At 61.9% G+C, this 15224-nt stretch carries 13 protein-coding genes; 2 read left to right on the forward strand and 11 right to left on the reverse strand.

The features are described from left to right. Positions 1-50: 50 nt before the first annotated feature. Complete coding sequence (locus J3P81_RS16615) at positions 51-1070, reverse strand: diaminopimelate epimerase (RefSeq protein ID WP_434559841.1); 1020 nt, start codon at positions 1068-1070, stop codon at positions 51-53. 256 nt (positions 1071-1326) lie between these two features. Between J3P81_RS16615 and J3P81_RS16620 the strand changes: the two genes are divergently transcribed. Continuing rightward, positions 1327-1983, forward strand: a complete 657-nt coding sequence (locus J3P81_RS16620) for a carboxymuconolactone decarboxylase family protein (protein WP_434559843.1) — start codon at positions 1327-1329, stop codon at positions 1981-1983. Between the two features lie 129 nt (positions 1984-2112). Continuing rightward, positions 2113-3264 carry an MFS transporter gene (locus tag J3P81_RS16625; RefSeq protein ID WP_434559846.1) on the forward strand — a complete coding sequence of 384 codons (1152 nt, stop codon included), beginning with the start codon at positions 2113-2115 and terminating at the stop codon, positions 3262-3264. A gap of 203 nt (positions 3265-3467) precedes the next feature. Here the strand turns inward: J3P81_RS16625 and J3P81_RS16630 are convergent, their stop codons facing one another. From J3P81_RS16630 to J3P81_RS16675, 10 genes are all read right to left on the reverse strand, one after another. Next, positions 3468-4643, reverse strand: a complete 1176-nt coding sequence (locus J3P81_RS16630) for a hypothetical protein (RefSeq protein WP_434559848.1) — start codon at positions 4641-4643, stop codon at positions 3468-3470. 11 nt (positions 4644-4654) lie between these two features. Further along, on the reverse strand, positions 4655-5077 hold the full coding sequence (locus tag J3P81_RS16635; protein WP_420767829.1) for an HPF/RaiA family ribosome-associated protein: 423 nt from the start codon (positions 5075-5077) through the stop codon (positions 4655-4657). Between the two features lie 141 nt (positions 5078-5218). Beyond that, positions 5219-5659: a carboxymuconolactone decarboxylase family protein gene (locus tag J3P81_RS16640; protein WP_434559850.1), complete on the reverse strand. Its 441-nt coding sequence runs from the start codon at positions 5657-5659 to the stop codon at positions 5219-5221. 123 nt (positions 5660-5782) lie between these two features. Continuing rightward, complete coding sequence (locus J3P81_RS16645) at positions 5783-7225, reverse strand: mechanosensitive ion channel domain-containing protein (RefSeq protein ID WP_420767831.1); 1443 nt, start codon at positions 7223-7225, stop codon at positions 5783-5785. A 94-nt stretch (positions 7226-7319) separates the two neighbouring features. Further along, positions 7320-8186: a pirin family protein gene (locus J3P81_RS16650; protein WP_434559852.1), complete on the reverse strand. Its 867-nt coding sequence runs from the start codon at positions 8184-8186 to the stop codon at positions 7320-7322. A 144-nt stretch (positions 8187-8330) separates the two neighbouring features. Then, positions 8331-8945, reverse strand: coding sequence for a response regulator (locus J3P81_RS16655; protein WP_420767833.1), 615 nt, complete (start codon positions 8943-8945; stop codon positions 8331-8333). A gap of 113 nt (positions 8946-9058) precedes the next feature. Next, positions 9059-9481, reverse strand: coding sequence for a response regulator (locus tag J3P81_RS16660; RefSeq protein ID WP_434559854.1), 423 nt, complete (start codon positions 9479-9481; stop codon positions 9059-9061). Between the two features lie 154 nt (positions 9482-9635). Next, positions 9636-12908 (reverse strand): transporter substrate-binding domain-containing protein, encoded by a 3273-nt coding sequence (locus J3P81_RS16665; protein WP_434559856.1) that lies wholly within the window; start codon positions 12906-12908, stop codon positions 9636-9638. Positions 12909-13095: 187 nt separating this feature from the next. After that, positions 13096-14430 carry a lysine N(6)-hydroxylase/L-ornithine N(5)-oxygenase family protein gene (locus tag J3P81_RS16670; protein ID WP_434559858.1) on the reverse strand — a complete coding sequence of 445 codons (1335 nt, stop codon included), beginning with the start codon at positions 14428-14430 and terminating at the stop codon, positions 13096-13098. Positions 14431-14575: 145 nt separating this feature from the next. Further along, the gene (locus tag J3P81_RS16675; protein ID WP_420767837.1) at positions 14576-15058 is read right to left on the reverse strand and encodes a sigma-70 family RNA polymerase sigma factor; all 483 of its coding nucleotides are present in this window, start codon (positions 15056-15058) and stop codon (positions 14576-14578) included. Between the last annotated feature and the right edge of the window lie 166 nt (positions 15059-15224).

Genomic DNA, 15224 nt, shown 5'->3' on the forward strand with positions numbered 1-15224 from the left:
GCTCCCACAGGGGATTGGTGTGATACCTGAAATCTGCGCCCGCTGGAGATCTACTGTGGGAGCGAGCTTGCTCGCGAAGACGTCATCGGCCGCGCCGCGCCAAACAACCTGACCCGCACCAGCTCGCCTGCCTCTTCCTCCAGCAGGATCGGCGCCGTACCGCCGGGCATCACCACCCTCACCACCCCCGCCCTCACCCACCCCAACCGCCAGGCGGCACTGGCCACGGCGCTGGCGCTGGTGCCTGATGACGCGGTAGGGCCTTCGCCCCGCTCGAACACCCGCGCCGCGACTTGCCCTTCGCCCGCGCGCCACGCCCACTGCAGATTGATCCCCGCCGGACAAGGATCGCCCGCCCCGCCGGGGGTGGCATAGGCAATGGCGGTCAGGCTCTGCGACAGCAACGGCGCGCGCATCTGTGAAAGACTCGGCAATGCCTCCACGTCATCGACCAACGTCACGCAGTGGGGGTTGCCGATACGCACGAACTGGCTATTGCCCCACGCCGGATCCAACGCATGAAGCGCAGGCACCCGGCTTGTTTCGCACCGGCCGGACGTCACTTTGTCCACCCCTTGGGCAGCGACGGCACGGGGTCCGAACAGCGGTTTGCCCAGATCCAGCCAGAACCCTTGCACGCCTTCGAACTCGGCGGCGCGAACCGTCGTTTGCAGCGGTGAGACACCTTCGGGTTTGTCGTGATGGACCCTTAGCAAAAAATCCATGTCCTCCGGCAGCAGACCTCGCTCTTGCAGGGCCAGGGAAAAAATCGTCAAGCCATTGCCACTGCGCTCGGCCAGCGTTCCATCGGTATTAACGATCAACACATCGAATGGCGGCTCGTCCTGGAACGGGCCAATCAGCAGGCCATCACTGCGATGGGCCTTGGCATCCGGCGGCGCTTCGCCCGGCGCCCATGCGCAAAAAGCCTGCACCGCGGCACAACTCCAGGCTTGGCGCGTTCGCGCTGCCTGGACGGCAGACGGCGGAAGATCGATCCCCTCGGCACGGATTTGCTGCGGGGAAACGACTCCATAAACATTGCCGCGTGCGTCGTAGAACTGTGCCATGCGTCGGTCCGGAATAAGCCTGGGGAAGTCGCTACTCTAGGCCAATCCACCGACCGAGCACACGCGGATACAGCATCAATAACCCTGTCATCGCGTTTGCACATCCTCCAGCGCCAATCGGATCTGCCGATGGAAAATGCTGCAACGCCGGTTCGGTACACGCAAAACACCGGGGCGTCACCTGTAAGGTCCGACAGGTGCGACTTGGCTGGCTAGCTCGTAACGTAGGCAAGTCACGCCCGGACAAGGACTCATCATGAAAGACAAGCGCACCTCAACGCCCATGGCAGAGCTCTACAGCGAAGGCCGAAAACACTTCATCGAACTGGTACCCGACGGCGGCGCGCGACTCGACGCGTTGTTCCACACTGCTCCGGCGCTTGGCGAACTCGCCGTCGGTGTGGTGTACGGTCATTTGCAGAGTCGTCCCGGCCTCGACCCGCGCCTGCGTGAAGGCGCAACGCTGGCCGCCATCGTGGCGGCCGGAATGGTCGGTCCTCCCCTTAGCGTACATTTGAAAACCGGGCTCGCATCAGGGTTGGCGCCGGGAGAGATGATTGAACTGGTGGTACAGGCCTCGGCGTTCGCGGGTTTTCCGCGAGCCGTCTCCGCGGCCGATCAGCTCAATCGGTTGTTTGCAGAAGCGGGCCTCGCCTCGCCACCGCCACCCACGCCCCGGGAGGTGACGCTGGACTTTTGCGAGCGGGTGCGCAAGGGCCGTCCGCCCATCCCGGTCCAACCTCAGATCAAGCGGTTGCTGCGCAAAGCCCTACGCTTGTCGGTTCATGGAACGTCGGCCCGGAATGTGGTCGTCGAATGCTTCGATGCAGAATCCGACTTCCCCACCGCCCTGGTGTATTTCGAGGTGGAGGCTGACCATGTGATCAGCCTCAGGTTGTATCAGGCGCGATGACTCGCGCGGGTTCCGACAGGACACGTCCAGTGCCTTGGCACGTTGGGGTCGCGGTGCGGTCAGTGGATATGCAAGCATAGGCGCCTCCCTGCCCGCTTGACCGCACCGCACGAACGCCAAGGACGATTCATGACCGCTATCACCCCTCCACCTACCTTTGTTCCAAGGCGCCTGGAGCAGATGTCCACCCGTGTCGCCTACCTCATCGCCGGAATCGGCATCGCCGCGTGGGCACCGCTGGTGCCTTATGCCAAGGTGCGGGCGAACCTCGACGAAGGCACCCTCGGGTTGCTGCTGCTATGCCTTGGAGTCGGATCGATCCTGGCGATGCCGATTTCCGGCGCGCTGGCGACACGGTTCGGTTGCCGTCGAGTACTCAGTGGCGGCACGCTTCTGGTCTGCCTGGCGCTGCCATTGCTGGCGACCATGAGTTCCTTGCCGTGGTTGGTGGCGGCGTTGTTCCTGTTTGGCGCCGGGCTCGGCACCGTGGACTCGACGGTGAACCTGCAAGCGGTCATCGTCGAGCGCGCCAGCGGCAAGACCATGATGTCGGGTTTCCACGGCATGTTCAGCCTCGGCGGGATCATTGGCGCCGCCGGTGTGAGCGCCCTGCTCGGCCTGGGACTTTCGCCGCTGGCGGCGACGCTTGTCGTCAATGGCGTGCTGTTGGTGGCGCTGTTCAAGGCAGCGCCGCACCTGCTGCCCTATGGCAGTGAAAGTGCTGGGCCGGCGTTTGCCATTCCCCACGGCGTGGTGCTGTTTATCGGCATCCTGTGCTTTATCGTGTTCCTGGCCGAAGGCGCGGTGCTGGATTGGAGCGCCGTGTTCCTGACCGCCGAACGCGCAGTGGATACCGCTTATGCCGGGCTGGGTTACGCCGCGTTTGCCTTGACCATGACCATTGGCCGGCTGACGGGCGATTCGGTGGTGCATCGACTGGGGGCCAAGCGGGTGATCATTTACGGCGCAACGATGGCCGCCGCGGGATTTCTGATGGCGACCGTCGCGCCCATGTGGCAAGCCGCGCTGCTGGGTTATGCATTGGTCGGTGCCGGGTGTTCCAACATCGTGCCGGTGCTGTACACCGCCGTTGGTAAACAGACGCTGATGCCCGAAGCCATCGCCGTGCCGGCCATTACCACCATCGGTTATGCCGGCATTCTCGCAGGGCCGGCACTGATCGGCTTCGTCGCCCATGGCAGCAGCCTGGGCATCGCGTTCGGCTTGATTGCGCTATCGCTGGTGGCGGTGGCGTTTAGCGGTAAGGTGTTGAAAGTCTGAAGCCTTGAGACGTCCCCGTGGCGAGGGAGCTTGCTCCCGCTCGGCTGCGAAGCAGTCGTAAACCGGTGAACGCGCTGTGCCAGAGGCTTCGCATTCGAACGAGCCTGCTCGCGATGGCGTCGGGTCAGTCGACATCGAGGGATGACTGACAATCTGCCATCGCGACCAAGCTCTCACAGGGCTCGGCTTACATCACGTATCGGTCAGAACCGGCACACCGCGGCTGCCCCGGTGTCGGTCGGCATGACATGCTCGGGCGGCACCACGACCACTTCACCGCCTTGACGCGTCACCGCGAGGATCAGTTCGTCCAGCACATCTGGAGCCTGTTCATCGCCCGTCTCGTCGATGATCAACCGGCCTTTGTCCGGGTCCAGCTGGCCGGGCACCTGGCGCTCCGCCTCCACCAGCAACATCGCGACACGGCCCTCCCAAGCGGCCTTGGCGATGTCGGCCAGCTTGTCCAGGGCGCGTCCCTGGCCGACCGCGACGCCATAGCGATTCAGGCTATCGACCACTTGGTCGGCGTGACTGTGGGCCATGAGCTTGGCGCATTGGACCCGCAACTCTTCGACGCTCAACCGCGAAGGATCGCCCTCGATACCCTGCGTCAGCAGGTGCTGGTTATGACTGACGGCACGGAACACTGCCTGGTTTTCCGGCAAGGCCACCAGGATCATCGGCAGGCCCGAAGGCTGCGAGTGATGTTGCAGGATGGCTTTGTCCACCGCGCGGAAAAACCGTTCGCGATCCAGGTTGATCTCGTCCTGCTTACCGCCACCGGCGGACTCATGCATCATCGCATCGCCACGCTCGCCGCTGCGGCTGAAACCATTGGGGAAGCCCTGCTGGTCACCCGACGTCAGCTCATCGCCCAACGCCTCGTTCTGGTTGCGCGGGACCGGTTCGGCCAGCTCGATTTTTTCCAACTGCTCGCTGGAACCTTCATACAACCAGATCTCGTTGCGGGTCAGGCACAACGCCTGGTAACGCTCGGTGGACTGCACCAGGCGCAACAACGGCTTGAGATAAGGATGGCTGTTGGCGAACGCGCATTCCGGCAAGCGCTGGCTCACCGAAACGACTTTGAAATAGTCAAGGGCACCGAACACCGCGATGCCGTCGCGGTTGGAATTCCAGAAACCCTGGTCCTCCACCAAGGCCAGGAACGGAGCCAGCAACGGCGCGCAGTCCATGCCAGGGTGCTGTTGTTCAAGTTGGGTTTGCAGGTCACACACCAGGTTCTTGTAGCGGATCGGGTCCTGGCTACGCTCGGGGAATGTGCGATGGGTGGGCATGTACAACGAAAGGCTCGGCTGTTCGTCGAACGCCAGGAGCTCGGCCAGCACCTGCCGGCTGAAGGGTTGATGAGCGGTCATGATCGTCTCCTTTATTCTTTACCACGAGCCTCTTGGTTTTCGAGGAAGTCCTCCTCCAGCATGGCGTCCACCATCTCCGGCGGCGCCTCATCGACGGGTGCGGTCACGCGGCCCATCGATTCGACGGCGGGGTTGAGCTTGCCGATCTGATGATCGAGCGCGTGCAGCATTTTCTCGGCAGCGCCCTCCACGGCCAGCTCCAGGCTCTCGGCCTTGTGACTGACCGACAACGATGAGTGGCCCTGTACGCGTGCCTCGATCTGGCAACGCTTGTCGGCGGCACCGCCCTTCTGGGCATTTTCATCACTGACGTGAATCTCGACGCGGGCCAGCTGATCTTCGAAACGCTGCAACGCGTCCACCACCGTACTGCCAACCCATTCCTGCAAACGGGCACTGCCTTCAATATGGTTGCTGTTGACTTGAACTTGCATGATCGACTCCTTTGCAAAAGACGGCTGACGCCGCCTGTTGTAGGTAGAAGAAGATCAAACGGGCGAAGTTCCCGGCGCGGGATGACTGGAGCCTGAGCGGCTGTTGATTACCCTTTGTGGGAGCCGGTATTACCTCGCCTTTCAGACCTCCGGCATTTTTCGGAAGCCCACCGCCAAGCGGTTCCAACCGTTGATGGCGTTGATCGCAACGGTCAGGTCGACCATTTCCTTGGGCGTAAAGTGCTCGTTCAGCAGCTCGTAGTCGGCGTCGGGCGCATGGGTCTCGCTCAGGCGCGTCAGGGCTTCGGTCCAAGCCAGCGCGGCGCGTTCACGGCCGGTGAAAAACGGCGCCTCGCGCCAGGCGGTCACGGCATACAGGCGCCGCTCGGTCTCGCCGTCCTTGCGCGCATCGGCGGCGTGCATATCGATGCAGAACGCGCAGCCATTGATTTGCGAAGCGCGCAGCTTCACCAGCTCGATCAGGGACTTTTCAAGGCCCAATCTGGAGACCGCGTTCTCCAGGGCCAGCATGGCTTTGTAGGCATCAGGGGAAGCGGCATAAAAATCGATACGCGGTTGCATGGGGGAACTCCTGAACAATTGGGTGTGGCGCTACGTTAGCCCTGCACTGGCGCAGGACAAATAGCCAATTGTGGGGAAGTTCGAGTGACCAATGAAGCGTCGTTGCCTGCCGGTGGAGATAGGTCAGGCCCGGCTGCGCAACCATTGCAGAAAGCGCTTCTTGGCGACCGGCTTGGGTATGTCACGGGTCAGGTTCTGAGCCAGGTGGATGCGTACGTCCAACAGGTTTTTCATGGCGTCGCCGATGTCACGACGGGCCTCGAGACAGGGTTTGAGGTAACTGTTCTCGATGCGATACAGGGTGCAGAACGTCTTCGCGGTGAAACTCGCCAACGCCGCTTGCTCGGCGACGACCCCGGCTTCGCCGATGACTTCACCCGGCCCCATGCGCCCGCCCTCGATGGGCTGGCCATTACGCATGAGGCTCGCGCTGACCACGCCGGACTCGATGATGAACAGGTGGTCGCTGACCTCTCCGGCCGCCAGGATCACGTCGCCGGCGCGGAACGTCTGCAGGGTCATGTTCTGGCTGAACGTGTCTTTCTCGTCCGGGCGCAGCGTGGAAAAGATGCTGGAGCTTTCCAGCAATGCCCGAGGACGCGACACCGCCACGGCCGCCGCGCTTTCGCCAGTAGACAGCAGGCTCACGCCCGATGCATGCAGATGCCGGAACGCCAGATCGAACAGTTGGTTGCGGACTTCGCGTTTTTGCCCCATCGAGGCCACAAAACCGCTGATCTCGTATTCCGCTCCGGCGCTGCCGGCGCTCTTGAGCGTGACGCTGGGCGCCGGGCTGGCGAGCAGCGCCCGGCAGCCGATCATTGCCCGCTCCAGCGCTTCGATCACTTTTTGTGGGCGCGCATGCGGGCTGATCTGGAGGCTGATGGACAAGCCATGCATGTCGCTGGGACGGCTGAAGTTGACGATCTTGGCTTTCGCCGCCAAGGAATTGGGAATCACCGCCATGCTGCCCTGGGAGGTCTGCAATCGCGTGGCCCGCCAGTCGATGTCGGTGACCCGGCCCTCGGTGCCGTCGATGGAAATCCAGTCATCGACTTGATAGGGCTTGGTGGTGTTGAGCACGATGCCGGAAAACACATCGCTGAGGGTGCTCTGCAAGGCCAGGCCGACGATGATCGCCATTGCGCCGGACGTCGCGAGCACGCCCTTGACCGGCAGATCCAACACATAAGCCAGCGCCGCGATGACAGCGACCAGGAAAATCACCGCCCCCAGTAGATCCTGCAACAGCCGTCCCGTATGGCCGACCCGTTGCATCATGACCGCGCCGATCATCACCGTCAGGGTTCGCGCGGCGAACAACCACCACGCAATCTGCAGGCCGGTCGCCGCCAGGTGCCGAGGTACGTCATCGACCCATTGTGCGGTCTGCATGGGGTTGAGGCCTTCGTTGAACAGCAGCATGCTGAACAACATGAAAATCGCCAGCCGCACGCCGATTTTCCAGTAGGTCCGTTCGGCACTGACCAGCCGCCACGCCAGCAAATCGAGCACGAGCAATGCCAGGGCACACAGCAGCGGATGGTCGGTGATCGGGGCGAGCATCGGGACAGCTCCAGGAAGGGCGATTGGCGAAGATTGGCACAGATTCAAGCGGCTGTAGAGATCACCCCCACAATGGATTCGCGTTGCTGCTTGACTAGCCATCCATCCGGCCGAAGCGCCCGGAATGGAAATCCTCGAAGGCCCGGTGGATTTCCTGCTCACTGTTCATCACGAACGGACCATGGCCGACGATGGGCTCATCGATCGGCTCGCCACTGAGCAACAGCAGTACCGCGTCGTTGTTGGCTTGCACCCTCAACTGGTCGCCTACCCGATCAAACAGTGCCAGTTGCCCGGCTTCGACCCGTTCGCGGCCGTTGGCCTGGATCGAACCTCGCAGCACGACCAACGCGCTGCTGTGGCCGTCATGCAGGTCCAGGGTCAGCTCTTTTCCGGCGTTCAGTCGGATATCCCAGACGTCGATGGGCGTAAAGGTTTTCGCCGGGCCTTGGTGCCCCTCGAAGCGCCCGGCGATTACCCGCACGCTGCCGGCCGCGTCTTCTAGCGTGATGTTCGGAATGTCCTGCTTGAGAAGGGTCTGGTAGCCGGCCGGCGCCATCTTGTCCTTGGCTGGCAGGTTGACCCACAGCTGGACCATCTCCATGAAGCCACCCTGCCGGGCGAACGCTTCGGAGTGAAATTCCTCATGGATGATTCCTGAGGCAGCGGTCATCCACTGCACGTCGCCGGGGCCGATCTTGCCGCCACTGCCGGTAGAGTCGCGGTGCTCCAGTTCGCCCTGGTAGACGATGGTCACGGTTTCGAAACCCCGATGAGGATGCTGGCCGACGCCACGGCGCTCGGTGGTGGGCGTGAATTCGTTGGGGCCGGCGTGGTCCAGCAGCAGGAACGGGCTGATGTGCTTGCCCAGGTTGTCGTAGGAAAACAGCGTACGGACCGGGAAGCCGTCGCCAACCCAATGCGGCCTTGGACTGGTATAGAGGCCTATGATCTTTTTCAAGCTGCGTCTCCAAATCAAAGGTTGAGATTCGATGGACACAGCTTAAAACCCATACCAATAACGCACCAGACTGCAAAAACCGGCCTTAGCGTTCTACCTATGGAACGACGATCGACACTGCAAGGGCGAACTCGGTTCTGACGCTCAAAGCTGATTGCGCTTGGCAAATTCCGACAGGCCCACCAGGGAACTCAAGCCGAGCTTTTCCAGCAAACGGGTCTTGTAGGTGCTGACTGTCTTCGGGCTGAGGAACAAAGTCTCGGCGATGTCCTTGCCACGCATGCCCATCGCCAGCATCCGCAGGATGGACAGCTCCCGGGTGGAAAGACTCTCGAGTGCTTTCTGCTCGGAACGTTGTTGAAAGTCCAGCCTGACGGACATCTGCGGAAAATAGGAATAGCCGGACTTCAAGGCGTGGATGGCCTTTATCAGCTCCTTCAGGTCACTTTTCTTGGTCACGAACCCCCTGGCCCCGGCAGAAATGCAGCGGTTGCAGAAATGCTGGGCATCCTGGGAGGTGAACACCAGCACAGCGCAACCGGGAAATTGGCCGGTGATCCAGACAAGCAGGTCCAGGCCATCGAAACCATTCATGACCAGGTCCAAGATCACCACGTCCGGGATATCCTGCTTGATACATGCCCGCGCATCGGCCACGCCGCTGACATCAGTGACCTGGCTGAATCCCTCGTTCTGGCATACAAGCCGCAGCGCCCCCCGGATGACGGGGTGATCGTCCACAATCAATACGTTTTTCAAGGCAACTCCCCGGGGACAATGCAAACGGCGCCGACGCCATGACTGCATCGACGGTGACACAAATGGCTGACCCAGCCACCTGTAAGATCTGACAGTGCGGACTAACGGTGCCGTCAGGTTCCGTGACGCTGTTCGACGGTGCGAGCCCAGGACGGAACCGGCTCGTTGGCCGCTGGATCGACGCTTTTCATCAAGCGCTGCACGGAAATCGCATCGGGCAGTCGGGCGTTGCTTACCTGGAGAAAAGGCTGGCGAGTCGCCGGGGTGCCCTGCTGGGCGTTGTAGATCAAAGCATGACGAACCAGAGGGTTGTCGAGGAAGAATCCGGGCAGGTCCAAGGCGTCATCCGCCACGCTGGCATTGACGATGACCAGGTCGAACGGCTCACAGCCGCAGTCCACCAACGTCAGGAGTTCATGCACGTCGCTCACCGGAGCGATGCGGAAATAGCCTTGGTGATTAAACAGGCGTTCTAGTTGCAGTCGATGATAATGCTCAGGATCGGCAATCATGATGCGTAGAGCTTTATTTGGCATGGCAGGCATTCCAATGGCAACGCGGCAGGTACGAACCGGCTCGGGAACGTTAAGTCGCGTCAGGCTAGAGGAAGGTCTTTAGGCACGCTGTAGGACAAATCTCAAAAACAGGAAGAAAAATCGCCTGTCGACCTGCGGCAGTGTGCGTTTTCTATCAATGCCGGTCGCGCGTAGGGTCGATGGCGCCGGCGTTGCCTTGCGCAACGGGCTTGCTTGTCATGTAAGCCTGGAGCCGCCCAGTCAGGTGCTCCATCGCCTCGTGCAACTCATCCGCCGCAGCAGCGAGCGATGACGTTTCGCCCGCGCGGCAGGCGTTTTCCAGTATTTCGCAAGCGGCAATCAAGCGCTGTGCCTGGATCAACCTGGCCCCGCCCTTGATCCGATGCGCCAGATCGGACAGCCCGGACACGTCATGGCGCGAAAACAATGTCTGCAACCGCGCCTTGTCCTGTCCATTGCTGTCGATCAGTTCCAGCAACAGGCCCTGGGTGGAAACCCAGTCGCCGCCGGTCAGTTGTTCCAGGCTGGTCAGGTCGAAGTCTGCGTCAGCAACACGCGGTTCCACCGCACCGTTGGGCACGACCGATGCCAGACGCGCGTTCAATTGGTTCAGGCCGATGGGTTTGAACAGACAGTCGTCCATTCCCGCCGCAAGGCAACGGGCCTTTTCCTCGGGCTGGGCATTGGCCGTGAAGCCGAGAATCGTGGTCGGCGCCAGGCCTCGGTCCCGCTCGTCGTCGCGAATGGCGCGGGCCAATTCATAACCGCTCATCCGCGGCATGTTGCAATCGGTGATGACGGCGTCGAACTGCCCGGCGCGCCACGCCCGCAACCCCTCGGCACCGTCCTCGGCCTCCCGCAGCCGGTGGCCCAGGTAGTTTATTTGCTGGACCAGCAACAACCGGTTGGCCGGGTAATCATCGACCACCAGGATGTTCAACGGCCGTGCGGGCATCACCGCCTCGGTCTGCACCACCGGCGCTTCGCCCACCGTTTCAAGCAATGGCAACTCCAGGCGGATCTCGACCTGCGTACCCTGTCCCGGCACGCTATCGAGCAGCAATGTGCCGCCCATCATGCCGCATAAGGTGCGGCTGATGACCAGCCCCAACCCCGAACCGCTGCGCGCCGCCTGGGTGCTGTCGCCGACTTGAGCGAAGGGGCTGAACAAGCGTTGCTGGTCGTGGACTGAAATTCCGCGGCCGGTGTCTTCAACCCGCAGACGGATGGCCAGGCGCTGCCCTCCCTTTCCCGGTTCGGCTCGCAGCACCAGGCGCACGTGGCCCTGCTCGGTGAACTTGATGGCATTGCTCAGCAAGTTCGAGAGCACCTGCTTGAAGCGCATCGGGTCGATCAATACGTCCTGATTGCTCGCCGCGTCCACATCCAGTCGCAGGTTCAATTGTTTTTGCCGGGCCAGGCCCTCGAACATCCTCGCCACGGCCTCGACCATCGTGCGCAGGTTGGCGCGCTCAGGTGTCAGCGACAGCCGCCCCGACTCAATACGGGAGATGTCGAGAATGTCGCCGATCAAATCCAACAAGCCTTGGGCGGCGCTCGACGCGACTTCAAGGGCGGCCCGGTCCATGACGCCTTGCTCGGCTTTTTTCAGCGCCATTTCCAGCATGCCGATCACGGCGTTCATCGGCGTGCGGATTTCGTGGCTCATGGTCGCCAGGAACGTGGTCTTGGCCCGGTTGGCATCATCGGCGCTGGCCTTGGCCACGCGCAATTGCTCGAGCAGGCGCCGCAGGTAGACAACCCAGCCCAATGCCAGCAGCAACAGCAGCGCGGCGATGGCGAAACCCTGGACAATCGCGGTGCGATGGCGCAGCCAGTAGCTATCATCGATTACCACTTCACTGCGCCAACGGTTGGTCAGCTCATCCATTTCCTCGGGGGAAATACTCAGCAGCGCCTTGTCCAGGATCGAATAGAGCTGCGCTGCGTCATGACTGGTCGCCAGCGCGACGCGGGCGGGCACCGTGCCGACGGTGCTGGTGACTTGCAGCTTCTCGCGGTACTGGCGAGAGATCATGTAGCGAGCGCTGATCAGCGAACTGATCGCGCCGTCCGCCGCGCCTGTGGCGACCATGGACATGGCCTCGGCCAGGTTCTGCGCCGGCACCAACTGCACCGTGGGAAACTGCTCCAACAGGTATTCGCGCAGCATGTTCCCGCGCACCAGCGCCAGCCGTTTGCCGGCCATCCGATCCATCGTCAGCGAGTCATTCGCCTTGACCGGCACCACCAGCACAAAGGGGTTCGTCAGGTACGGACGGGTAAAGCGCAACTCGTCTTCGAGTTCCGCGCTGGGAATCGCGGTTGCCAGAACGTCGGCCTTGCCGCTGGTGATCCTGCCGACCAGGTCATCCACCGAATCGCCATGCTGGATGTCGAATTTCAGGCCGGTGCGCAAGCTGATCCTGGCCAGCACATCGGCCCCGATGCCGCGGAGTTGGCCGTGCTCATCGAAAAACGTCAACGGCAGGAAATTTTCGCTGACAGCCACCTTGATTCGCGGATGGGCATCGAGCCAGCGCTGTTCATTCACACTGAAATGCAACGCCTGCTGGCCCGGCACGCTTGCCCCGCCGGCATTCCAACGCCGCAGGATGCCCATGCGTTCGCCGATGGGGATGGCCTGCAACGCGGCATTGACGATGCGCAACAGCTGCTTGTTGCCACGACTGACCGCGAAGGCGAACGGTTGCACTTCCATGCGGGAAAGATCCACCAACTGGACATTGTTCAGGTAGTTCTTGCTGATCAGGTAGTGGGCGCTGATCGAATCCCCCAGGTAAACGTCGGCCTGGCCGAACGCCACGGCGCCGATGGCGCTCAAGGTCGAGGGAAACAACTGCAAAGTGGCGTCGGGATAAAAAGCCTCGACCTTGTCCGGGGGCAAGTAGTGATACAGCATCGCCACCCGTTTGCCCGCCAGGTCCGCGGGCAGTTCCTCGCCGGCATCGACCCTGGCCACCAGCGTAGGAATGTCATCGGCATAGGCCTGGGACATCGCCAGCCCCGGATCGCTGGCCTCGAAGCCATTGGCGGTGCCAAGCACATCGACTTCCCCGCTGCGCAGGGCCTGGAGCGATGCATCCCGCGAGGCGTACCGCTGCACCCGCACCTCGACGTGCAACAACTGCCCCATCAACCGGGCGTAGTCAGCGGTCAAGCCTTCGTAATCGTTGCCATTGCCGGTGATGCTGAACGGCGGATAATCCGGTGCCGAGGTGCCCAGCAGCAACGTGCCCTTGCGCCGCAGCCAGGCCCAGTCGGCTTCGTCCAGGCTCACCGAATAATCGCTCACAGTGGATCGTCCGAGCACCTGCAGCGACTCGGGTTTAGCGCCCACCTGTGGCGCCATACAGGATAGACCCAGCCATATCGCCGCCAGGCCCGTGCGCAGCAACAGCATCATTCGATCAGGTTTCGCTTGGCGAAATCGGCCCGGAACGCTACTTCAGCGACCGGCTGATCGGTTCGGACTGCCAATGCGAGGGAACAGCGAACCGTTTACGTTCCTCCCGGGGCTACCGAGAGGGACGTAAGATGAGTGTAGGAAGTTTCTCAAGAATTTCCTGAGGAATGTGCAAGCTCGGTGAGACTTAAGCCGTGGCCAGCTTCAGGTCACGCACCGAATGCCCCTGGCCACGATGCCTTGCGTGCTCATAGAGCGAGCCGGCGATCTCATCGGCGCGCACCGGCAGGATCGAAAGCAATGTGTCGCTCAGGCCATGGCTGGCCTGGCAGAAGCCCTGCATATAGATCGCGGCCTTGCAGCGCTCATCGGTGATCAGCTTGTAGTTGCGATCCACCTCGAAATCCCCCAGGTATTGCGCCAGCGGCTCCAGCAAGGTGCGATGCATCTGGCGTTCGTAGCCGGTGGCGAGCACCACCGCGTCATAGCAGCGCACCGTCAGCTCGCCGGTGGCGTTGTTGCGCACCGCCAGCTCCACGCCCGCGTCGGTGGCCGTGGCTTTCTCAATGGTGGTGAGGGTGTGGAACGCATGACGGGCGATGCCAGAGACTTTCTGGCGGTAAAAAATCCCGTAGATGCGTTCGATCAAATCGATGTCCACCACCGAATAGTTGGTGTTGTGGTACTCGTTGACCAGGCGCTCGCGCTCGCTGTGGGGTTGCTGGAACACCAGGTCGGTGAACTCCGGCGAGAACACTTCGTTGACGAACGGGCTGTCATCCGCCGGCTTGAGGGCCGAGCCCCGCAGAATCATGTCGACCTGCACCGACGGGAAGCTGTCGTTGAGGTCGATGAAAGCCTCCGCCGCGCTCTGTCCGCCGCCGATGATGGCGACCTTCATCGGCTGACCGCTCACGCAGGCCTGGTTCGCCATGCGCGCCAGGTACTGCGAATGATGGAATACCCGGGCGTCGTTCTGGAACGATTTGAACGCATCGGGGATGCGCGGCGTGCCACCGGCACTGACCACCAAAGAGCGCGTGGCGCGCACCAGCTCTTCGCCCTGGGCACCGCGGGAAATCACCCGCAGTGCTTCGACCTGCTGGTCACGCAGCACCGGCTCGATGCGCAGCACTTCTTCGCCATAGCGGCTCTGCTCGGTGAAGTGCCCGGCCACCCAGCGCAGGTAGTCGTTGAACTCCATGCGGCACGGATAGAAGGTGCCGAGGTTGATGAAATCCACCAGGCGGCCGTGGTGCTTGAGGTAGTTGACGAACGAGTAAGGGCTGGTGGGATTGCGCAGGGTCACCAGGTCCTTGAGGAAGGAAATCTGCAGTTCGCTCTGGGTCACCAGGGTGTTGCCGTGCCAACGATAATCGGCCTGTTTGTCGAGGAACAGCACGTCCAGTTCACCCTGGACCGGCCCTCGTTCCTGTAGCGCGATGGCCAGCGCCAGGTTCGAAGGGCCGAAGCCAATGCCGATCAAGTCGTGAACGATGGGCGATGCAATTGCCTGTGTCATGTCCAGTGTCCTCTGGAAAAGTCCCTCAACAGGGCGCGGAAAGCCTGGGGAACCGGCCGGCATTTCAAGCGCCGGCGAGTCGTCTGTTGAGTGGAACGAGGACAATGAAAAAAAATTTACCGCCTTGCGACCGGCGAGGGACGAATCAGGTCGCGTCCCACTGCCGCACACGAACGCGGCAATGCTTCATGGCGTTGACGATGTGTTTCTCCACCAACGCCCTGGAAATGCCCAGGCGCTCGGCGATTTGCGGGTGGGACAGGCCTTCGAGCTTGCGCAGCAGAAAGCTCTCGCGGCACATCGGTGGCAGCTCGGCCAGGGCGCGTTGCAGCATGTCCAGGCGCTGGCCATGGTCGAGGCTGGTGTGGGGCGATGGCGTGAAGAAGCGTTCTTCACTGTCCAGGACATCGAGGGACTCGACCTGGCGCAAGGTGTTGCGCCGATGCCCGTCGATCACCAGGTTCAACGCGGTGCGATAAAGGAACGCACGGGGTTGCTCGATGGGCGTATCGCTGGCGCGCTCCAGCACCCGCACATAAGCGTCATGCACCACGTCTTCGGCCGCCTGGCGGTTGCCTAGCCTGGCGTTCAGGAAACACACCAGTTCGCGATAGTAGTTTTCCAACATGACTCCCGTGCGCAATGACTGCGACAGCTATCCCTGTGCCCCCCCCGGCATGCCTGAAACGGACATGGCACGATGGTGGCAGATTCAATTGCGTAATTTATAGTAATTCTCATATAGATTTAAAGCTTTGGTTTGTATCGGGGCTCAATCGTTCAGGTCATCGGGC

This window comes from Pseudomonas sp. R1-6 (assembly GCF_051132115.1).
GTDB lineage: Bacteria > Pseudomonadota > Gammaproteobacteria > Pseudomonadales > Pseudomonadaceae > Aquipseudomonas.